This is a genomic window from Mesorhizobium shangrilense (genome assembly GCF_028826155.1).
Classification (GTDB): Bacteria; Pseudomonadota; Alphaproteobacteria; order Rhizobiales; family Rhizobiaceae; genus Arvimicrobium; species Arvimicrobium flavum.
Genome location: NZ_JAQGPN010000001.1, coordinates 4,748,072 through 4,766,479 on the forward strand (window position 1 = coordinate 4,748,072; position 18,408 = coordinate 4,766,479).

The window sequence follows — 18,408 nt, forward strand, 5'->3', positions numbered from 1 at the left end:
TGTCCGTTGCGCGGCAAGAGTGTTCCCTCCGGCAGCGTCTGGCAAGGCAGGTTTACGCTACGTCAGATGCGTCCCTGGAAAATATTCTCCACATGCACCGGCCAGCGGCGCGGCAGCACCGCCACCATGTCGAAACGGAGCGAAAGGCGCGCATAGTCGCGCTGGCGGACCAGCCAGAGATCGGCCGCGCCCTCGATGCGCCGCGCCGACATGCCGCCGATGGCGTCCATCGCCTCGGCCAACGTGGGGCGCGCCTTCACCTCGACGATCAGGACCAGATCCCCGCGGCGGGCGATCAGGTCGATCTCGCCGAGTTTCGTGCGGTAGCGTCGGGCCACGATGCGGTAGCCCTTGACCAGCAGGGCCAGCGCCGCCAGCCACTCGCTGCGGTGACCGCGGCGATAGGCGGCGAAGCGTCGGGCACGCGCCGTCTCGCCACCCTCTGTCACCGCCCGGTTTCCTTCAGCTCGAGCAGGCGGCGGTAGAGGTCCGGCTTCTTGCCGCCGGTCATGCGGGCCGCCTCGCCGGCCGCCTTGGAAGCAGGCATCTCCGCGGCCAGCGACAGGAGCAGGCGGTCGACGTCACCGGCCTCCACTGGCTCGTCCCCCGGCGGCGCCACGCAGACGACGACCTCGCCCTTCGGCGTCTCCGCTTCGGCATAGTGTGCGGCAAGCGAGGGCAGGGTTTCCGTCCGGAACTCCTCGAACGCCTTGGTAAGTTCCCGGCCGATTGTCGCGCGGCGCTCGCCCAGCACGTCGGCCATGGCGGCAAGGCTGTCGGCAAGGCGGCGTGGCGATTCGAAGAAGATCAGTGTCGCCGGAACGGCCCTGAGTTCCTCCAGGCGTGACCGGCGGGCGCCGTCCTTAACCGGCAGGAAACCGGCAAACATGAAGGCATCCGAAGGCAGGCCGGAGCCTGTCAGCGCGGCAAGCACGGCCGAGGGACCGGGCACGGGGACGACGCGGATGCCCGCCTCGCGCGCCCGCTCGACAAGGCGATAGCCAGGGTCGGAAACCAACGGCGTGCCCGCGTCCGATACCAGCGCGACGCTGCGGCCCTCCTCGAGCGCAGCGATCAGTCGCGGTCCGGCCTCCTCCGCATTGTGTTCATGATAGGCGAACGACCGTTGCCTGATGCCGTAGCGGTCGAGCAGGACGCGGGTGACCCGGGTGTCCTCGCAGGCGAGCACGTCGCAGGCGGCCAGCGTCTCCAGCGCGCGCAACGTGATGTCGCCGAGGTTGCCGATCGGCGTGGCCACGAGATAAAGCGCCGGCTCGAGCGGCCGAGCGGCGATTTCCGTGCCGGCGATCACGTAGGCTGCCCGATTTTCCACATTTTCTCCGTCGATTGAGCGGGATCGATCCGCGCGGCCAAGCATTGACATGTCGAGCATGGGGTTGCAAAGCGCGCGAACACGTCCTGAAGACTTGCCGATGAAAGCCAATCTTACACGACGACGCCTGCTGCTTGGCGGGCTTTCGATGCTGGCCCTGGCGTCCGCCGGCTGTCAGTCGGTGCCGACTGGCCTGCCGGGTGAACCGCAGCAGCAACAGCCGAGCGTGACCGAAGCTCTGCCGCCCGCCAACGGCGAGATCATCGGCGCGGGTGCGGTGCGGGTGGCTATGCTGCTGCCGCTGAGCGCCCCCGGCAGTGGCGGCAAGATCGGCATCGAATTGCGCAACGCCGCGCAGCTCGCCATCGAGGATCTTGGTGCGGACTCCCTGCAGATCGTGGTCAAGGATACCGCAGGCGAGCCGGCGCAGGCGCTCGCCATGGCGACCGAAGCGACGGCGGAAGGGTCCTCCCTCGTGCTGGGGCCGGTATTCGCGCCGGAAGTCATTCAAGCCGCGACCGTATTGCGGCAGGCAGGCAAGATCGCGATCGCCTTCTCGTCGGACCAGACGGTGGCGGGTGGCGGCGTCTACCTGAACTCGTTCCTGCCGCAGAGCGTGGTCGACCGTACCGCGGCCTACGCGTTCTCGCAGGGCTACAAGACCTTCGTCGCAATGGTTCCTAACAACGCCGCAGGCGCACTGGCGGAGCGGCAACTGCAGCAGACGCTCGGCGTATTGGGCGGCGCGCTGCTGCAGGTGGAGCGTTACGACCCCAGCGACGCCTCGGTGCAGACCGCGGCCTCCAACATCGCCGCCAAGGCCGGCGAGGCGCAGGCGATCTTCATCCCGGACGGCGGCAACAGCCCGAGCGCAGTCGCTGCCGCGCTGCGCTCGAACGGCGTCGACCTGAGCGGCAAGAAACTGCTCGGAACCGGGCTCTGGAGCAGCGCAGTGCTTGGCGACCCTACTTTGACCGGTGCCTGGTTTGCAGACACCGACCAGCAGAAGCTCGGCGAGTTCAAGGCGCGCTATGCACAGAAGTTCGGCGCCGAGCCGTCGACCAACGCGGTGCTTAGCTATGACAGCGTGGCGCTGGCGGTAGGCATCGTGAGGCTGCATGGACCTGTAGGCTTCACACCCGCGGTGATCGAGGCCCGCTCCGGCTTCACGGGCTACGGCGGCGTGTTCCGCTTCGGCTCGGACGGCTCAAACCAGCGCGCCTATACCGTGTACGAAGTGCTTCCCGGAGGGCAGCGCAAGGTGGTGAGCCCGTCGCCCACGAGTTTTAGCGGCGCCTGACCCGCCTTTCGGTCAATTTTCTTGAAGCCGAGGAACATCCCGGTTGCCAGGCGGTTGTTCTCTCCTTCGGAGGAACACATGGGCGAACTGGAGATCCAGGATAGCTTTGCGCCGTATTTCGATCCAAAGACCGAGATCGGAATCGAAAACGCCCAAAGGACGCGGGCCAAACGGCAGCCGCGAAGAAAGCCGGCGGCCAGCCAAACAGCGGAGCCCGGCCCGGCAAGACCGGCACGCCGGCACGCATCGTCGGGCGAGCGGCCAGAAACGTCATCCTGACGAATGCGATGAAACCCGCGAAGGCGCCGATGTGTCAGCGCTGTGCAACCAGGATAGCGCCGCCGCCGATCAGCATCACCCCGATCCAGTTCACCAGTGTCAGGCGCTCACCGAGGAAGACCACGCCGAATACAGCCACGAGGACGACGCTCAGCTTGTCGATCGGCGCGACCTGTGCGGCGTCGCCGAGCTTGAGCGCGCGGAAATAGCAGACCCAGGACGCGCCCGTCGCCAGCCCGGACAGGACGAGGAACAGGTAGGTGTTGCCCGGGATCGCGGTCGGGACCTGCAGCCGGCCGGTTGCCGCGAGCAACGCCGCCAGCACCCCAAAGATCACGACGGTGCGGATCAGGGTCGCATAGTCGGAATCGATGTCGTGGACGCCTACCTTGGCGAAAATCGCCGTCAGGGCCGCGAAAATCGCCGACAGCAGCGCCCAGAACAGCCATGATGACGTTAAATCGGCCAAGCGACGCCCCTCTATGGTGAAAGCAATACACTCGCGCTCGGCTGCCTACCGCGCAAGGTCTGCCACAAGCGCGTCGAGCACCACCATGCCGGCGGCGGTGGCGCGCAGGCCGGAATTGCCGACCGGCGCGATCAGGCCTTCTTCCTGGAGGATCGCCATGCGGCGCGACGACAGCAACTGGCCCGACAGCGCCTCGTAGCGCGTCAGGTCGATGCCTTCGACCAGCCTCAGCCCCATCATCAGGAACTCGTCGGCCTCTTCCGAGCGCGTCAGCACTTCGCCGCCGGTCAGGCCCTGGCCCTTTGATTCGACGAGATTGAGCCACGCTTCAGGGAACTTTTCGGTGAAGGTGACCACCCTTTTGCCACCCTCGACGTAGCGGCCGTGGGCGCCGGGCCCGACTCCGACATATTCGCCGTAGCGCCAGTAGGTCAGGTTGTGGCGGCTCTCGCAGCCCGGCTTCGCATGGTTCGAGATCTCGTAGGCGGGCAGGCCGTGGGCGGCAGTGACCTCCTGCGTCATCTCATAGAGATCGGCCGCCGCCTCGGCGTCCGGGAGGACGAATTTTCCGGCCGCGTGGAGGGCGTGGAAGCGCGTGCCCTCCTCGATGGTGAGCTGGTAGAGCGAGAGGTGGTCGACGGCGTAGCCGATGGCGGTTTCCAGTTCGGCCGCCCAGGCGTCGCAGGTCTGGCCGGGGCGCGCGTAGATGAGGTCGAAGGAGAGCCGCGGGAATATCTCGCGGGCCAGCCCGATCGCCTTCAACGCCTCCTCCACATTGTGCAGGCGGCCGAGAAAGCGCAGGTCCGCATCGTTGAGCGCCTGGACACCCAACGAAACGCGGTTGACGCCGGCGGCACGGTAGCCGCGGAAGCGCTCGGCCTCCACGGAAGAGGGGTTGGCCTCGAGCGTCACCTCAATACCGTCGGGCACGGTCCAGTTGGCGGCGACGGCCTCCAGGATCGCGCCGACCGTTTCAGGCTTCATCAGCGAGGGCGTGCCGCCGCCGATGAAGATGCTGGTGACGGTGCGGGGGCCGGTGCGTTCGCGACGGTCGGCCAGTTCGGCAATGAACGCCTTGGCGTAGCGCTCCTGGTCGACGCCCTGATGGCGTACATGGCTGTTGAAGTCGCAATACGGGCACTTGGCCGCGCAGAATGGCCAATGGACGTAGATCCCGAAGCCCGGATCCCGATCTATCGGAACGATCCTCCTCACGCCGAACCGAGGCGCGCGCGCGCAAGCTTTTGGAAGGCGCGGGCGCGATGCGAAAGGGCTTCCGCCTGGCCCGGCTTCCACCCGTGCTTTTCCTCGGCGCTCATTTCGCCAAAAGTGCGGACGTGGCCGAGCGGCAGGAAGACCGGGTCGTACCCAAAGCCTTTTTCGCCGCGCGGCGGCCAGACGAGGTGGCCCTCCGCAGCGCCACGGAAATACTCGGCCTCTCCGTCGGGCCAGGCCAGGCAGATGACGGCGACGAAGCGGCCGGCGCGCTGCCCGGGCTCGGTCGCGCCCTTCTCCTGAAGCAGTTTTTCCGTCTTCTCCATCGCCATCATGAAATCGCGCGTGCCGTCCGGCTTTTCAGCCCAGTTGGCCGTGTAAACGCCGGGTTGGCCATCAAGGGCGTCGACGACGAGGCCGGAATCGTCCGACATGGCCGGAAGGCCGGTGGCCTGAGCGGCGGCGAACGCCTTGATGTAGGCATTCTGCTCGAAGGTGGTGCCTGTCTCCTCGGGCTCGGGCAGGCCGAACTCCTTCGCCGATTTCGTTTCGATGCCGAAGGGCGCCAGCAGATCGGCGAATTCGCGCAGCTTGCCTGAGTTGTGGCTCGCAACGACCAGGGTTTGCCCGTTCAGATCACGCATTCAAAGACCCCAGATACGCGGTTCGGCGAACTCGATCGAATTGCCGGATGGATCGCGGAAATAGATTGAACGGCCGCCGTTCGGCCACTCGAAATCGGCTTCAATCGCGATGTTGAGTGATTCCAGCCGCGACTTCCAGCGGCCGATCTCGTCGGCCGTGGCCGAGAAGCAGAGATGGCCTTGCCCGGCAGTTCCATGCGGCGGCACCGGCAGCTTGGCGTCCGGCGGCGGTGGGTTCCTGGTCGCCTCGGCGTTGAAGAGAAGCAGGACGCCCTGCCCGCAGCGGAAGAATGCGTGACGGCCCGGAACCGCCGAAATTCGGCTGAGATCAAGCACGTCTGCGTAAAACGCCTCTGCCGCGACAAGGTCGGTGACGTAGAGGGCGGTTTCAAGGACGGCGGAAGGGGTCATGAGCGGACCTTGGCGCTTTCGGCGCGACTGCGATGCTCGCCCCCTCTTCCCACCAGCGGAAAGCCGGCGGCCGCGAGGCGGCCGAACGGGAGGGAGCAAGACCACATCGCAAGGTACTCCCTTAGCCGACCGCCATCTGCTGGAGGCTGACCAGCCGCCGGATGCCGTTTCTGGCAAGGGACATCAGCTCGCCGAACTGCTCCTCGGTGAACGGCTCGCCTTCCGCCGTTCCTTGGACTTCCACGATGCCGCCCTTGCCGGTCATGACGAAATTGGCGTCCGTGCCAGCCGAGGAATCCTCCAGATAGTCGAGGTCGATCACCGGCCGGCCGTTGTGGATGCCGCAGGAAATGGCGGCCACGTGGTCCTTCAGGACTTTCGAAACCGCGATCATCTGACGCGCCTCCATCCAGCGCAGGCAGTCGTGAAGCGCCACCCAGCCGCCGGTGATGGCCGCGGTGCGCGTGCCGCCGTCGGCCTGGATGACATCGCAGTCGACCGTGATCTGCCGCTCGCCCAGCGCCTGGAGGTCCACCACGGCGCGCAGGCTGCGGCCGATCAGGCGCTGGATCTCGAGCGTACGGCCGCCCTGCTTGCCCGCCGAGGCCTCGCGCCGCATCCGATCGCCCGTCGCGCGGGGCAGCATGCCGTATTCGGCCGTGACCCAGCCCCGCCCGGAATTGCGCATCCAGTTCGGCACCTTTTCTTCGAGGCTCGCGGTGCAGAGCACGTGCGTGTCGCCGAACTTGACGAGGCATGAGCCTTCGGCGTGCTTGGACACGTTGCGTTCGAAGGAAATTGCCCGCATCTCGTCGGGCTGGCGTTTGGAGGGGCGCATTCGGCTCTCTGCTGTCGCTGGTCGGGATTCGTGGCCGGCTTTTACCGGCAGGGCGAGCCCTACGCAAAGGAAAAGCCATCTGTCGCCACAAGACGGCCGGGCGTGATGTTGAGTTCGGCGCGGCGCGGTCTATATCTTGACGCCTGAAGGTTCCTTGCTGCGATGACCAAGCCGATCACCGATCCGACCCTGCAGACGCTCGACCTGCGCTCGCGAGACATATTCCGCCGCATCGTCGATTCGTATCTGCGCGATGGCGAACCGGTCGGCTCGCGCAACCTGTCGCGGCTGCTGCCGTCCACGCTGTCGCCGGCCACCGTGCGCAACGTGATGAGCGATCTCGAACATCTCGGGCTCGTCTACGCACCCCATATTTCGGCGGGGCGACTGCCGACCCAGAAGGGGCTGCGCTTCTTTGTCGACGCCTTCATGGAGCTTGGCGACCTGACCGAGGAGGAGCGGCGCGCCATCGAGGCTCAGATGAAGGCGTCGGGCAGCGGCGCCTCGGTAGAGCACATGCTGACCGAGGCCAGCCAGATGCTTTCCGGGCTGTCGCGCGGCGCCGGGGTGGTGCTGACCGCCAAGAACGAGATGCCGCTCAAGCATATCGAGTTCATCCAGCTGGAGCCCTCCCGGGCGCTGGCCGTGCTGGTGTCGCAGAGCGGCGACGTGGAGAACCGTGTGGTCGAGCTTTCGCCCGGCGTGACCACGTCCCAGTTGCACGAAGCGTCGAATTTCCTCAACGCCCACATCCGGGGGCGAACGCTGGCCGAGGCGCGGACGGAGATCGAGCGCCTGAAGGACGAGACGCGGCAAGCGCTCGACACGCTGTCGCAGGCCCTGGTCGAGAAAGGGCTGGCGATCTGGGCGGGCGCGGAAAGCGGCCTGCCGGCGCGGCTGATCGTGCGCGGGCGCGCGAACCTGCTCGAGAACGTGACCGCGCAAGCCGATCTGGAACTGCTCAAGCATCTGTTCGACGATCTGGAGACGAAAGACGGTTTGATCCAGCTTCTCGACCTTGCCGAAAGCGGCTCGGGCGTGCGCATCTTCATCGGCTCTGAGAACAAGCTGTTCTCGCTGTCCGGCTCGTCGCTGGTGGTCGCGCCCTATCGCGACAAGGATGCCCGCGTCGTGGGCGCGCTCGGCGTCATCGGGCCGACCCGGCTCAACTATGCCCGCATCGTGCCGATGGTAGACTATACCGCGCAACTGATCAGCCGGATGCTGCGTTAGCTGCATTCAGGCGTCCACATCGCTCTGCCCGGCGCGTGACGTCTGGCAAAGCCGCCTCGAGCCTTGATTTTTGGACTCCGAAGCTCGATATCGGGCGCAACTTCGTGGCCCCCAAGACCAACGGAAATCCAATGAACGACATCCCCAAGGAAAACGGCTCGGTTGAAGACATGCTGGATACGTCGGAGACCGTGAACGTCGAAGCGCCGGATGAAGGCGATTTCGAGGTGCTGACGCGCCTGATGAAGGAAAACGAGGAGCTCAAGGACCGCGTGCTTCGCTCCGCCGCGGAAATGGAGAATCTTCGCCGCCGCACGGCGCGTGACGTCCAGGACGCCCGCGCCTACGCCATCGCCAATTTCGCGCGCGACATGCTGTCGGTGTCGGACAATCTGCGCCGCGCCATCGAGGCCGTGCCCGCCGAGGCAAACGATGCGGGCCTGACAGCGCTCGTAGAGGGCGTAGAGGTCACCGAACGTGCCATGCTGGCCGCGCTCGAGCGCCACGGCGTTAAGAAGCTTGCGCCGGAAGGCGAGAAGTTCGACCCGAACTTCCACCAGGCCATGTTCGAGATCCCCAACCCGGGGGTTCCGACGGGCACCGTGCTGCAGGTCGTCCAGCCCGGCTATTCGATCGGCGAGCGCGTGCTGCGGCCGGCCATGGTCGGCGTGTCGAGCGGCGGCCCCAAGCATGCGCCAGCCAACGACGCCAAGCCCGAGCCGGGACCGGTGAACGAGCAGGCGGAAAAGGACGCGTAATAAGGGAAGAAGGGAGTAGGGCAACAAGGTTTCCGAGTGCCTTGGCCCGGCGTCGGATTGCAGGCGGGCTGGTAGGGTATATTGTTTCTCCCTACTCCCCTACTCTTTCAGTCCCCTAGACCCATGCTCCTCATCCAGATCCTCGACTATGCCGGCGTGGCGGTGTTCGCCGCCACCGGCGCGCTTGCCGCGTCGCGCAAGCAGCTCGACATCATCGGCTTCCTGTTCCTGGCCAGCGCCACGGCGACCGGCGGCGGCACGGTCCGCGATCTGATCCTCGGCGTCCCGGTCTTCTGGATCGGCAATACCGACTACATATGGATCTGCCTGGCCGTCACGCTGATGGTCTACTTCTCCGCGCACCGCGTCGAGTCGCGCTACAAGCTGCTGCTCTGGCTCGACGCCGTGGGCCTCGCCGCCTTCTCGGTGATGGGAGCGCAGAAGGGGCTGACGATCACGGGCTCGGCGCCGGTCGCCATGATCACCGGCATGCTGACCGCCGCTTTCGGAGGCGTGCTGCGCGATCTTCTGGCCAGCGAACCCTCCGTCCTCCTCAGTCGCGAGATCTACGTCACCGCCGCATTGGCCGGCGCTGCGACCTACACCATCATCGAGATCGCCGGCGCGCCGATGAACCTCTCCGCGGTGGCGGGGTTCATCGTTGCCTTTGCGGTGCGCGGCGGGGCGCTGAAGTTCCACTGGCGCCTTCCAGTCTACAAGAGCCGACCAGGCCGGCCGCCCAAGGACATCCCTTAAAGGACCGGCTTGTCCGCCGCCTGCCCGTAGGCTCAGGCGGCCACCTTGGCATCGGTGTCGAGGATGGCGCGGTTGCGGCCGCTCTTCTTGGCGGCGTAGAGCTGCTTGTCGGCGGCGCGCATCAAGTCGCTCAGCGTCGCGTTGGCCGACAGCCCGGTGCCGCCGATACTGACCGTCAGCGGCAGCTCGCCGGCTTGGCCCGGCGAGAACTGGATGTCCTCGACCTGCCTCCTGATGCGCTCGGCGACCTGCGTGGCCTCCCGCGCGCTGGCGCCGAGAAGCAGGACGGCGAATTCCTCTCCGCCGATGCGGCCGATCAGGTCCCCTGCGCGGACGCCCCGTTCGATCGCGGCCGAGATTTCGAGCAGCGCATCGTCGCCGACCAGATGGCCGAAACGATCGTTGACCGACTTGAAGTGATCGGCGTCGATCAGCAGCAACGCGCCGGCCGTCGCGTGCCGGCGGCATGCCTCGACCTCCTGGAAGAATGTCTCGCGATTGAGAAAGCCCGTCATCGGATCCCGACGCGACTTTTCCATCAGCTTGGCGTGGGTGTCCGCCAGTTCCTGGTGCGTCGCCGCAAGGGCTGCGAGGGCGACCTTCAGCCGGTCGCTCTGCCAGAACGTGTATGCGCTTACCGGAAATGCCACGAAGATCGGGCAAAGGATGCACATCAACCAGGCCGTTCCGTCGACTACGCCGCCAAAGGCGGGGACGATGGATATCGCGACGAGGAGGGAAGCGGCGATGGAGAGGAGGGTCGCCAGCGTAGCTTTGAAGAGGATGCGTATCATGTCTGCCGCACCCAATGCGCCGCCGGATCGAAACATACCGTTTCGCCGTTCCGTAAAACTCGAACTATGAGAGGGGAAGCCGCCGCCGAGAGGCATTTCGCCGCGCCCCGGCAGTTCCGGTCCGGCGCTTCCTGGGTTAGTAGGTCAGACATGACAAGCACACCGGACGCCGCGCGCTTCGCGCACATCACCTCCTGGGTCTTCGACCTGGACAACACGCTGTATCCTCACCACACGAACCTGTTCTCACAGATCGACGTGAGGATGACCGCCTATGTGTCGGAACTGCTCAAGCTGCCGCGCGACGAGGCGCGCAAGCTGCAGAAGGAGCTCTATCTTGAGCACGGGACCACGCTTGCCGGGCTGATGGCGCGATACGGCATCAATTCGGACGATTTTCTCCAGCGCGTCCACGACATCGACTATTCGTGGCTGTCGCCCGACCCGGCCCTGGGCGCCGCCATCAAGGCCCTGCCGGGGCGAAAGTTCATCCTGACGAACGGCAGCCGCACGCACGCGGAGCGGACCGCACGCCAGCTCGGCATCTTCGAGCAGTTCGACGACATATTCGACATCGTCGCCGCCGGCCTGACGCCGAAGCCGGCGCGGGAGACCTACGACAAGTTCCTCGCCCTCCACGAGGTGGCGGGCCCCAACGCCGCAATGTTCGAGGATCTGGCGCGCAACCTCATCGCGCCCAAGGCGCTCGGCATGACCACCGTGCTGGTGGTGCCGCGCAACTTCGAGCCGACCTTCTCCGAGATCTGGGAGCGCGACGCAGCGCAGGAGGACGAGGTCGACTATGTCACGGACGACCTGACGGCGTTCCTGCGGACGATTGTGCCGGAGTGACGCGAGGGCGACCCGCCCTCAGATCCCGTAAAACTCCCGGATGATATTCCAGGCCTCGTCGGCGGTCTCGGCGTAGTCGATGATCTCCTGGTCGCCCGGCGATATGGTGCCTTGTTCGGCCAGATAGTCGAGGTCGAACGCGCGTTCCCAGAACTTCCTGCCGAAGAGGATCACCGGCACGCGCTCCATGCGGCCGGTCTGGATGAGCGTCAGCGTCTCGAAGAATTCGTCCAGCGTGCCGAAGCCGCCCGGGAAAACCACGATCGCCTTGGCCCGCATGACGAAATGCATCTTGCGGATGGCGAAGTAATGGAAGTTGAAGCACAGCTCCGGCGTCACGTAGGGGTTCGGGGCCTGCTCGTGCGGCAGCACGATGTTGAGGCCGATCGAGGGTGCGCCGACGTCGTGCGCACCGCGGTTGCCGGCCTCCATGACGCCTGGCCCGCCGCCGGTGACGACGACGAATTCACGGTAGTAGGAACCAGCCGACTGCTGCGAACAAAGGCGGGCGAACTTCCGGGCCTCGTCGTAGTATTTGCTGTTCTGCTCGAGATTGCGCTTCTGCGTCTCGTTCTTCGCCGCCCAGGCGGGTCCGCCGGGCTCCGGCAGACGCGCGCCGCCGAACATGACGACGGTGGAGCGGATACCCCTCTCGGCCAGGATCATCTCCGGCTTGAGGTGTTCGAGCTGGAGACGCACGGCCCGGGTCTCGCGGCGCGTCATGAAGTCTTCGTCGTTCCATGCGAGGCGGTAGGTCGGCGCGCGCGTCTGCGGCGTGTCCGGCACGCTCTTGGCGCGTTCGAGGTCTTCGTCCGAATGCGGCAGCGGTGTCCAGCCGGCATTCTCCATCGGTTTCATAGCTTTATTCCCGTTCAGTCGTGTCGCACCGTACGATCCCGGCGGCGCGATTGACCCCTCTCCGTGCATGACATAGTAGGGTCCGCGCAGTTTCGAACCACCCTACTCGTCCGCGTCTTAACGCCACCTTTAACGGAGTATTTGCCATGGCGAAGCCTGATCTTGCCAGCCTCGAAAGGGTTATCGACAAGGCATTCGAGGAACGGGAAGGGATTTCCCCGGCAACGCGTGGCGAGGTGCGCGACGCCATCGAGACGGCGCTCAACCTGCTTGATCGCGGCGAGCGCCGCGTCGCCGAGCGCCAGGACGACGGCCGCTGGCACGTGAACCAGTGGCTGAAGAAGGCCGTTCTGCTCTCCTTCCGGCTCAACGCCATGGAAATTATCAATGGCGGGCCGGGCGATGCGGTCTGGTGGGACAAGGTGCCGTCGAAGTTCAGCGGCTGGGGTGCGGTCGACTTCGAGAAGGCAGGTTTCCGGGCCGTTCCGTCGGCGATCGTCCGCCGCTCGGCCTATGTGGCGCCCGGCGTCGTGCTGATGCCGTCCTTCGTCAATCTGGGCGCCTTCGTCGACAGCGGCACGATGGTGGACACCTGGGCGACGGTCGGTTCCTGCGCGCAGATCGGCAAGAACGTGCACCTCTCGGGCGGCGTCGGCATCGGCGGCGTGCTGGAGCCGCTGCAGGCCGGACCGACGATCATCGAGGACAACTGCTTCATCGGCGCGCGCTCGGAGGTGGTCGAAGGCTGCATCGTGCGCGAAGGCTCGGTGCTTGGCATGGGCGTGTTCATCGGTCAGTCGACCAAGATCGTCGACCGCGCGACGGGCGAAGTTTTTTATGGCGAGGTCCCGGCAGGTTCCGTGGTCGTCGCTGGCACCATGCCAGGCAAGCCTCTGCCGAACGGCGAGCCGGGGCCCAGCCTCTACTGCGCAGTGATCGTAAAGCGCGTCGACGAGAAGACGCGTTCGAAGACTTCGATCAATGAACTGCTGAGAGATTGATCTTTTTAATGCGCCGACGCACCTTCCACGCGGCGCGGGTTAACGCGCCGTTCTTTCCTGGAGGGTGAGATGGACTGGAAGTGGCTCCTTACAAGCTTTGACGGACGCATAAACCGCGCAAAGTTCTGGGCTGGCATCGGCGCACTTTTTGTGGCCGGGCTGGTCGCCACGATCATCGACATGCTGGTCGGCTCGGAGATGGATTTCGGCGAGGCCGGGAAACTGGGGGTCGTGAGCCTGATCGTTTCGCTGGCGTCGATCTATCTCGGACTTGCCCTCTACGCGAAGCGCTGGCACGATCGCGACAAATCCGGATGGTGGTCGTTGATCGTGTTGATCCCGGTCATCGGCGCGCTCTGGATCTTGATCGAGCTCGGCATCCTCGAGGGCACGCGCGGCTCCAATCGATACGGATCCGATCCTCTTGCCTAGCACAAGCACATTCATCTGGCTTTTCTTCAAACCTTCGGGCCGCGTGGGACGCGCAGTCTATTTCCTCGCCAGCATGCTTATCGGCGTCATCCAGATGTTTCCGATCTACAAAGCCATCCGCGAGCTTATCCGCCTCGGTCCGGAGACTTTCGCCAATCGCAGCATCGAAGAGCTCTTTCAGCTGAGTCCCGAGTTCGAATATTGGTGGTCCATCGCCGGATTCCTGACTTTCGTAATGCTCTGGCCAAGCATCGCGCTGACCGTGAAGCGCCTTCATGACATCGGCCGATCAGCACTCTTTACAGTCGTGCTGTTCATACCGATCGCGCAACTGGTCGCATTCATCCTGTTCTGCGCGGTGCCGGGCAATCCTGGCCCGAACAAATACGGGGTGCGGGCTGACGTGCCGCAGTGAGGAGCTGAATGGGGGGCAGGAAGCGCGTCGTGCGCGGGCCGTACCGGGTCCTCGACCCCGAACAGATCATCAGGACGGCGCGGCTCCTCGACCAGCGCGTGGCCGACCGGTTTCCCGATTCGGGATTGCGCAAGGTGTCCTCCGAACTGGTGACGCTCGCATGCGACCTTGCGAGGGAAGCCAAGGTGCTGGAAGCGCCGATCTGGTGGCTGCGGCTGCTGATCGGCGCCGGCATCGTCGCCGGTGGGGCGATCTTCCTGTTCGTGGGAACCTTCGTCCCGCTGAGCCGCCTCTCGACCGGGGCCTTCGATTCCGTCCAGGGGCTGGAGTCGACGATCAACACGATGCTCCTGGCGACGCTCGGGCTGCTGGCGCTGGTCCGCTCCGAAGAACACATCAAGCGCCGGCAGGTATTCCGGTCCTTGCACGGGCTGCGCTCGCTGATCCACGTGGTCGACATGCACCAGTTGACCAAGGATCCTATGGTCCTGTCGCCCGAGTTCAAGGCCGCAACCCACTCGCCGCCGCGCATCACCGATCCCGCAGAACTGGCGCGCTATCTCGATTATTGCTCGGAGATGCTATCGATCACCGGCAAGATCGCGGCGCTGTTCGCACAGTCGGTCAACGATGCGGTGGTGGTCGAGGCCGTCAACGACATCGAGGAACTTGGCTCCAACCTGTCGCGCAAGATCTGGCAAAAGATCACCATGATCGACCAGCGAAGCCTGGCGAAGGCGGGTTAACAATCAGGCGACCAAGGGAAGGCACGCCGCCGTGACACCGCCATCCGATTCAACTATGCGTGATGGCCATGAGCCCGAAAATATCCATAGACCCTGTCGACAACCTTGCCGTCCTGATCCGCTGCCCGTCAGTGACGCCGGCCGAGGGCGGAGCGCTTTGCGCGCTTGAGAAGATGCTGGCGCCGCTGGGCTTTTCGGTCGAGCGGCCGGTCTTCCGCGAAGACGGCACGCCGGACGTCGAGAACCTTTACGCGCGACTGTCCGGCAACGGCCCGCATCTCATGTTCGCCGGGCACACGGATGTCGTGCCGGTGGGCGACGAGGCCGCGTGGACGCACCCGCCCTTCGCCGCGGCCGTGGCCAACGGCATGATGTACGGCCGCGGGGCGGTCGACATGAAGGGCGGCATCGCCTGCTTCGTGGCAGCTGTGGCGCGCTATGTGCAGACCCACGGCAACCCCAGGGGATCAATCTCCCTAGTGATCACCGGCGACGAGGAGGGGCCATCGATCAACGGCACTGGAAAGCTGCTCGAATGGGCGGCTGCGCAAGGCGAGAGCTGGGACGCCTCGATCGTCGGAGAACCTACCAACCCGGAGGCGCTCGGCGACATGCTCAAGATCGGGCGGCGCGGCTCCATCTCCGGCCTCATCACCGTGCAGGGTAAGCAGGGCCACGCCGCCTATCCGCATCTGGCGGACAACCCGGTGCGGGGACTGATGGCGCTGCTCGACGCGCTGCTTGCGACGCCATTCGACGAAGGCACCGCGGATTTCCAGCCGACCAATCTGGAAGTGACCAGCGTCGACGTCGGCAATCCGGCGACGAACGTGATCCCCGCAAAGGCGACGGCCGCCTTCAACGTCCGCTTCAACGACACCTGGACGGCAGAAACGCTGCAGGCCGAGATCCACAACCGCATGGACCGCGCCGCCGCGCGCAGCAAGTACCGCAAGGGACGCAAGGAGCCGGTTTCCTTCGAGCTTGCATGGAAGGACCGGCCGAGCCAGGTTTTCCTGACCCGCGACGACCGGCTGGTCGGGCTCTTGTCGCAGTCCATCCAGGCGGTGACAGGGCGCACGCCGCAACTCTCCACCTCTGGCGGGACGTCGGACGCCCGCTACATCAAGGATTACTGTCCTGTCGTGGAGTTCGGGCTCGTCGGCCAGACCATGCACATGGTGGACGAACGCGTCGCCGTCGACGACCTCGAAACGCTGACGAACATCTATCTGCGCTTCCTGGAAGACTGGTTCGCGTGACCTGCCCATGCCCGATGCCGCCGAGATACGACGAAACCTGACAGGCGCCTGGCAGCTGATGATGGGCAGGCCGGACGGCATGCGGCTGCTCGACACCTCGATCGAAGGTTTCTGGGACTCGTTTTTTGCGATCGCGTTCGCCGCGCCGGCGCTGGCCGTGGGCTGGATCGCGGGCGCCAACGATTTCCAGCAGATGGTGGTGGGCGGATCGCGGGTCTCGACCATCGTGCGGCTCGCCTTCATCGACCTTGCCGTCTGGATCCTGCCGCTCGTCGCGCTGGCGCTGGTGGTCAAGCGCGCCGGCATTGCAGACCGTTTCGTCCCTTATGTCGTATCCGCGAACTGGGCTTCCGTGCTGCTCGTCTGGATGATGCTGCCCCCGAGCCTGCTGCGGCTGGTCGCCCCGGAGGCGGGCGATCTTGCATCGACGCTGGCGGTGCTGCTCTTCATGGTCTCGCTGGTGCTGAGCTGGAGGCAAACGAACGCCGCGCTGAACAAGGGGCCAGCTGTGGCGACGGCGCTGTTCGTCGGCATGTTCCTCTGTGCGCTCGCCGTGCTGGTCGTGCTGCAGGCGGCGTTCGGACTTCACGTGCCGGAGCAGATGCCGGGGTAGTCGACCCCGACCAGATAGAGCCCGTCCGGCGGCGCGACCTGCCCGCAAGCCGTGCGGTCCTTGGCCTCAAGGGCCGCCCTCAGATCGGCGGCCGACCAGTTGCCCTCCCCCACCTGCTTCAGACTGCCCACCATCGAGCGCACCTGGTTGTGCAGGAAGGAGCGGGCGGACGTCCGGACCTCGATGACGTCGCCGGAACGCGTGACATCGAGCCGGTCGAGCGTGCGCATCGGGCTGTTGGCCTGGCAATGGGCCGAGCGGAAGGTGGTGAAATCGTGCCGTCCGAGCAGCCCCTGCGCCGCGGCATGCATGGCCTCGGCGTCGAGTTTGCGAGGCACGCGCCAGGCGCGATGGAGTTCCAAGGCAAGCGGGGCGCGCCGGTTGACGATGCGGTAGAGGTAGTGCCTCGCCGTCGCCGAGAAGCGCGCGTCGAAGGAGTTGTCGACCGCCGCCGCCGAGAGGATCCCGACCCTCTCGCCCGCGCGCGCCAGATGGGCGTTCAGCGCATTGGCGACGGTGTCGGCCGGCCACGCCTTCTCGAAATCCAGATGCGCCACCTGCGCCGTGGCATGGACGCCGGCATCGGTGCGGCCTGCTCCACGGAGGGTCAGAGTCTCGCCGGAGAATTGCTGCGCCGCCTGCTCGATCGCCGCCTGCACCGAGTGGTGGCCTGCCTGGCGCTGCCAGCCGGCATAGGCGCTGCCGTCATACTCGATGTCGAGGCGGTAGCGCGGCATCGCTCAGAGCGCTCCGAAGGGCTCAGGATAGACCAGCCGGCCAGTCGACGGCGCATCGCTCCAGGCCAGCGCCTGCAGCGCCTCGCATTGATAGTCGCTGTCGAAGCCCGCGGCGCGCGCATGCGCATAGCCGAAGCGGCCGTAATAGGCGGGCTCGCCGAGCACGACCGAGAGGCGTTCCCTGGGCTCGATGCGTGCATGCGCTTCCGCGATCAGCAGTCCGCCAACGCCCCGCCTTTGATGTGCGGGCGCGACCGCAAGCGGGGCCAGGGCCACGGCCGCGACGTCTTCCCGGTCGTCGGAACGGACAAGCAGGCGCGAAAAGACCACATGGCCGACCACTTCATCGCCGTGCAAGGCCACCAGTTCGAGCACGAGATCCCCCGATGCCCGCAGCGCCTCCACCAGGTCGGCTTCGGCGGGGCCGCCAAAGGCGGCCAGTTCGACCGCGCGTATGGCGACGAAATCCTCGGGAGTGGCCGGTCTGACCGTGTAGCCGCTCATGCGAACACCGTACCGGACGTCAGTTTGGCGCCACGGAGGAAGTCGTTCGCCGAAACTGGCTTGCCGCCCGCGCGCTGGAGCTCGACCAGGCGCACGGCGCCCGCCCCGCAGGCAACGTTTAGACGGTCGTCGAGCAATACTCCGGGAGCACCCTCGCCCTCCCCCATCGTGGAGCGAAGGATCTTCAGGCGTTCGCTCTTGCCGCCGATCTCCACCTCGCACCAGGCGCCGGGAAACGGCGAAAGGCCGCGTATGTGGTTGTGCACGTCGGCAGCCGGCCGCGCCCAGTCGATCCGTGTTTCAGACTTGTCGATCTTGCTGGCGTAGACGACGCCGTCCTGCGGCTGAGGGATGAGATCGAGTTTCCCTTCCTCCAGACGGGCCAGCGCCGCGACCATGAGACCGGCGCCGGCCTGCATCAGCACGTCATGCAGCTCGCCGGCCGTCATGTCGGGGCCGATCGACACCCGCTCGGTCATCGCGATCGGTCCGGTGTCCAGACCCGCATCCATCTTCATGACCATCATGCCGGTTTGCACGTCGCCCGCCATGATGGCGCGCTGGATGGGTGCTGCGCCTCGCCAGCGCGGCAGCAGCGAGGCGTGCCCGTTGTAACAGCCAAGGCGCGCTCCCTTCAGGATGGGAAGGGGCAACAGCAGGCCGTAGGCGACGACCACTGCGACATCCGCCTGCAGCGCGCGAAACGCCTGCTGCTCGCCTTCGCCCTTGAGGGACTTCGGCGCGCGGACTTCGACGCCGAGCCGCTCGGCCTCGCGCTGCACGGGCGACGATGTCAGCTCCAGTCCGCGCCGACCGGCCGGGCGGGGCGGCTGCGTATAGACGGCGGCGACGTCATGACCGGCCTCCGCGATGGCCCGCAGGGTCGGAACGGAAAAGTCCGGCGTTCCCATGAAGATGACGCGAAGCGGCATGCGGTCTCCGCCGGCAAATGGCCGGA

The 18,408-nt window shown here is 65.9% G+C and carries 24 protein-coding genes; 12 read left to right on the top strand and 12 right to left on the bottom strand.

From position 1 onward, the window contains the following. Positions 1–62: 62 nt before the first annotated feature. Both PD284_RS22885 and rsmI read right to left on the bottom strand, forming a co-directional pair. The gene (locus PD284_RS22885) at positions 63–449 is read right to left on the bottom strand and encodes a YraN family protein (protein WP_274630417.1); all 387 of its coding nucleotides are present in this window, start codon (positions 447–449) and stop codon (positions 63–65) included. Further along, positions 446–1,312 (bottom strand): 16S rRNA (cytidine(1402)-2'-O)-methyltransferase, encoded by an 867-nt coding sequence (gene rsmI / locus PD284_RS22890; RefSeq protein WP_411956286.1) that lies wholly within the window; start codon positions 1,310–1,312, stop codon positions 446–448. The genes PD284_RS22885 and rsmI overlap by 4 nt, the downstream gene beginning before the upstream one ends. A gap of 70 nt (positions 1,313–1,382) precedes the next feature. Between rsmI and PD284_RS22895 the strand changes: the two genes are divergently transcribed. Further along, on the top strand, positions 1,383–2,633 hold the full coding sequence (locus PD284_RS22895) for a penicillin-binding protein activator (RefSeq protein ID WP_274630419.1): 1,251 nt from the start codon (positions 1,383–1,385) through the stop codon (positions 2,631–2,633). A gap of 78 nt (positions 2,634–2,711) precedes the next feature. Then, the gene (locus PD284_RS22900; protein WP_274630420.1) at positions 2,712–2,912 is read left to right on the top strand and encodes a hypothetical protein; all 201 of its coding nucleotides are present in this window, start codon (positions 2,712–2,714) and stop codon (positions 2,910–2,912) included. Positions 2,913–2,946: 34 nt separating this feature from the next. Here the strand turns inward: PD284_RS22900 and PD284_RS22905 are convergent, their stop codons facing one another. From PD284_RS22905 to rph, 5 genes are all read right to left on the bottom strand, one after another. After that, complete coding sequence (locus tag PD284_RS22905; RefSeq protein ID WP_274630421.1) at positions 2,947–3,381, bottom strand: EamA family transporter; 435 nt, start codon at positions 3,379–3,381, stop codon at positions 2,947–2,949. Between the two features lie 45 nt (positions 3,382–3,426). Beyond that, complete coding sequence (gene hemW / locus PD284_RS22910; protein WP_274630422.1) at positions 3,427–4,596, bottom strand: radical SAM family heme chaperone HemW; 1,170 nt, start codon at positions 4,594–4,596, stop codon at positions 3,427–3,429. Next, positions 4,593–5,240: an RdgB/HAM1 family non-canonical purine NTP pyrophosphatase gene (rdgB, locus tag PD284_RS22915; RefSeq protein ID WP_274630423.1), complete on the bottom strand. Its 648-nt coding sequence runs from the start codon at positions 5,238–5,240 to the stop codon at positions 4,593–4,595. Before rdgB ends, hemW begins: the two co-directional genes overlap by 4 nt. Further along, positions 5,241–5,651: a VOC family protein gene (locus PD284_RS22920; protein WP_274630424.1), complete on the bottom strand. Its 411-nt coding sequence runs from the start codon at positions 5,649–5,651 to the stop codon at positions 5,241–5,243. 121 nt (positions 5,652–5,772) lie between these two features. Next, entirely contained in the window at positions 5,773–6,489 is a 717-nt protein-coding gene (gene rph / locus PD284_RS22925) for a ribonuclease PH (protein WP_274630425.1), read from the bottom strand. Between the two features lie 162 nt (positions 6,490–6,651). Between rph and hrcA the strand changes: the two genes are divergently transcribed. From hrcA to PD284_RS22940, 3 genes are all read left to right on the top strand, one after another. Beyond that, positions 6,652–7,722 (top strand): heat-inducible transcriptional repressor HrcA, encoded by a 1,071-nt coding sequence (gene hrcA, locus PD284_RS22930; protein WP_274630426.1) that lies wholly within the window; start codon positions 6,652–6,654, stop codon positions 7,720–7,722. A 170-nt stretch (positions 7,723–7,892) separates the two neighbouring features. Beyond that, positions 7,893–8,480, top strand: coding sequence for a nucleotide exchange factor GrpE (grpE, locus tag PD284_RS22935; protein WP_274630737.1), 588 nt, complete (start codon positions 7,893–7,895; stop codon positions 8,478–8,480). 123 nt (positions 8,481–8,603) lie between these two features. Beyond that, the gene (locus PD284_RS22940; RefSeq protein ID WP_274630427.1) at positions 8,604–9,236 is read left to right on the top strand and encodes a trimeric intracellular cation channel family protein; all 633 of its coding nucleotides are present in this window, start codon (positions 8,604–8,606) and stop codon (positions 9,234–9,236) included. A gap of 32 nt (positions 9,237–9,268) precedes the next feature. Here PD284_RS22940 and PD284_RS22945 read toward each other — a convergent pair whose 3' ends face one another. Beyond that, positions 9,269–10,030 (bottom strand): GGDEF domain-containing protein, encoded by a 762-nt coding sequence (locus PD284_RS22945; protein WP_274630428.1) that lies wholly within the window; start codon positions 10,028–10,030, stop codon positions 9,269–9,271. A 150-nt stretch (positions 10,031–10,180) separates the two neighbouring features. Here PD284_RS22945 and PD284_RS22950 point away from each other — a divergent pair, with 150 nt between their 5' ends. Further along, entirely contained in the window at positions 10,181–10,882 is a 702-nt protein-coding gene (locus PD284_RS22950) for a pyrimidine 5'-nucleotidase (RefSeq protein ID WP_274630429.1), read from the top strand. 18 nt (positions 10,883–10,900) lie between these two features. On the opposite strand, the gene PD284_RS22955 is transcribed toward PD284_RS22950, so the two are convergent. After that, the gene (locus tag PD284_RS22955) at positions 10,901–11,740 is read right to left on the bottom strand and encodes an LOG family protein (protein WP_274630430.1); all 840 of its coding nucleotides are present in this window, start codon (positions 11,738–11,740) and stop codon (positions 10,901–10,903) included. A gap of 146 nt (positions 11,741–11,886) precedes the next feature. Here PD284_RS22955 and dapD point away from each other — a divergent pair, with 146 nt between their 5' ends. The 6 genes from dapD (at position 11,887) to PD284_RS22985 (ending at position 16,209) form a co-directional block, all read left to right on the top strand. Continuing rightward, a complete protein-coding gene (gene dapD, locus PD284_RS22960; RefSeq protein ID WP_274630431.1) occupies positions 11,887–12,741 on the top strand; it encodes a 2,3,4,5-tetrahydropyridine-2,6-dicarboxylate N-succinyltransferase in 855 nt (284 codons plus the stop codon). Positions 12,742–12,810: 69 nt separating this feature from the next. Next, positions 12,811–13,173 carry a DUF805 domain-containing protein gene (locus PD284_RS22965; RefSeq protein ID WP_274630432.1) on the top strand — a complete coding sequence of 121 codons (363 nt, stop codon included), beginning with the start codon at positions 12,811–12,813 and terminating at the stop codon, positions 13,171–13,173. Further along, positions 13,166–13,588, top strand: a complete 423-nt coding sequence (locus PD284_RS22970; RefSeq protein WP_274630433.1) for a DUF805 domain-containing protein — start codon at positions 13,166–13,168, stop codon at positions 13,586–13,588. The genes PD284_RS22965 and PD284_RS22970 overlap by 8 nt, the downstream gene beginning before the upstream one ends. Positions 13,589–13,596: 8 nt before the next feature. Next, positions 13,597–14,334: a hypothetical protein gene (locus tag PD284_RS22975; protein ID WP_274630434.1), complete on the top strand. Its 738-nt coding sequence runs from the start codon at positions 13,597–13,599 to the stop codon at positions 14,332–14,334. Positions 14,335–14,402: 68 nt separating this feature from the next. Then, a complete protein-coding gene (dapE, locus tag PD284_RS22980; protein ID WP_274630435.1) occupies positions 14,403–15,596 on the top strand; it encodes a succinyl-diaminopimelate desuccinylase in 1,194 nt (397 codons plus the stop codon). 7 nt (positions 15,597–15,603) lie between these two features. Further along, positions 15,604–16,209 carry a transporter gene (locus tag PD284_RS22985; RefSeq protein WP_274630436.1) on the top strand — a complete coding sequence of 202 codons (606 nt, stop codon included), beginning with the start codon at positions 15,604–15,606 and terminating at the stop codon, positions 16,207–16,209. Here PD284_RS22985 and truA read toward each other — a convergent pair. The 3 genes from truA to fmt are packed head-to-tail and all read right to left on the bottom strand — an operon-like array spanning position 16,182 to position 18,382. Beyond that, positions 16,182–16,946, bottom strand: coding sequence for a tRNA pseudouridine(38-40) synthase TruA (truA, locus tag PD284_RS22990; RefSeq protein WP_274630437.1), 765 nt, complete (start codon positions 16,944–16,946; stop codon positions 16,182–16,184). The two genes, PD284_RS22985 and truA, sit on opposite strands and share 28 nt — an antisense overlap. Before the next feature lie 3 nt (positions 16,947–16,949). Beyond that, a complete protein-coding gene (locus PD284_RS22995; protein ID WP_274630438.1) occupies positions 16,950–17,450 on the bottom strand; it encodes a GNAT family N-acetyltransferase in 501 nt (166 codons plus the stop codon). Beyond that, positions 17,447–18,382, bottom strand: coding sequence for a methionyl-tRNA formyltransferase (fmt, locus tag PD284_RS23000; RefSeq protein WP_274630439.1), 936 nt, complete (start codon positions 18,380–18,382; stop codon positions 17,447–17,449). The genes PD284_RS22995 and fmt overlap by 4 nt, the downstream gene beginning before the upstream one ends. Positions 18,383–18,408: the final 26 nt, after the last annotated feature.

Excerpts from the sequence above, each read along its gene's own strand:
- PD284_RS22895 (WP_274630419.1), top strand. The coding sequence starts at position 1,383 with ATGTCGAGCATGGGGTTGCAAAGCGCGCGAACACGTCCTGAAGACTTG.
- PD284_RS22900 (WP_274630420.1), top strand. The coding sequence starts at position 2,712 with ATGGGCGAACTGGAGATCCAGGATAGCTTTGCGCCGTATTTCGATCCA.
- rdgB (WP_274630423.1), bottom strand. The coding sequence starts at position 5,240 with ATGCGTGATCTGAACGGGCAAACCCTGGTCGTTGCGAGCCACAACTCA.
- PD284_RS22920 (WP_274630424.1), bottom strand. The coding sequence starts at position 5,651 with ATGACCCCTTCCGCCGTCCTTGAAACCGCCCTCTACGTCACCGACCTT.
- rph (WP_274630425.1), bottom strand. The coding sequence starts at position 6,489 with ATGCGCCCCTCCAAACGCCAGCCCGACGAGATGCGGGCAATTTCCTTC.
- hrcA (WP_274630426.1), top strand. The coding sequence starts at position 6,652 with ATGACCAAGCCGATCACCGATCCGACCCTGCAGACGCTCGACCTGCGC.
- grpE (WP_274630737.1), top strand. The coding sequence starts at position 7,893 with ATGCTGGATACGTCGGAGACCGTGAACGTCGAAGCGCCGGATGAAGGC.
- PD284_RS22940 (WP_274630427.1), top strand. The coding sequence starts at position 8,604 with ATGCTCCTCATCCAGATCCTCGACTATGCCGGCGTGGCGGTGTTCGCC.
- PD284_RS22945 (WP_274630428.1), bottom strand. The coding sequence starts at position 10,030 with ATGATACGCATCCTCTTCAAAGCTACGCTGGCGACCCTCCTCTCCATC.
- PD284_RS22950 (WP_274630429.1), top strand. The coding sequence starts at position 10,181 with ATGACAAGCACACCGGACGCCGCGCGCTTCGCGCACATCACCTCCTGG.
- PD284_RS22955 (WP_274630430.1), bottom strand. The coding sequence starts at position 11,740 with ATGAAACCGATGGAGAATGCCGGCTGGACACCGCTGCCGCATTCGGAC.
- dapD (WP_274630431.1), top strand. The coding sequence starts at position 11,887 with ATGGCGAAGCCTGATCTTGCCAGCCTCGAAAGGGTTATCGACAAGGCA.
- PD284_RS22965 (WP_274630432.1), top strand. The coding sequence starts at position 12,811 with ATGGACTGGAAGTGGCTCCTTACAAGCTTTGACGGACGCATAAACCGC.
- PD284_RS22975 (WP_274630434.1), top strand. The coding sequence starts at position 13,597 with ATGGGGGGCAGGAAGCGCGTCGTGCGCGGGCCGTACCGGGTCCTCGAC.
- dapE (WP_274630435.1), top strand. The coding sequence starts at position 14,403 with ATGAGCCCGAAAATATCCATAGACCCTGTCGACAACCTTGCCGTCCTG.
- PD284_RS22985 (WP_274630436.1), top strand. The coding sequence starts at position 15,604 with ATGCCCGATGCCGCCGAGATACGACGAAACCTGACAGGCGCCTGGCAG.
- truA (WP_274630437.1), bottom strand. The coding sequence starts at position 16,946 with ATGCCGCGCTACCGCCTCGACATCGAGTATGACGGCAGCGCCTATGCC.
- PD284_RS22995 (WP_274630438.1), bottom strand. The coding sequence starts at position 17,450 with ATGAGCGGCTACACGGTCAGACCGGCCACTCCCGAGGATTTCGTCGCC.
- fmt (WP_274630439.1), bottom strand. The coding sequence starts at position 18,382 with ATGCCGCTTCGCGTCATCTTCATGGGAACGCCGGACTTTTCCGTTCCG.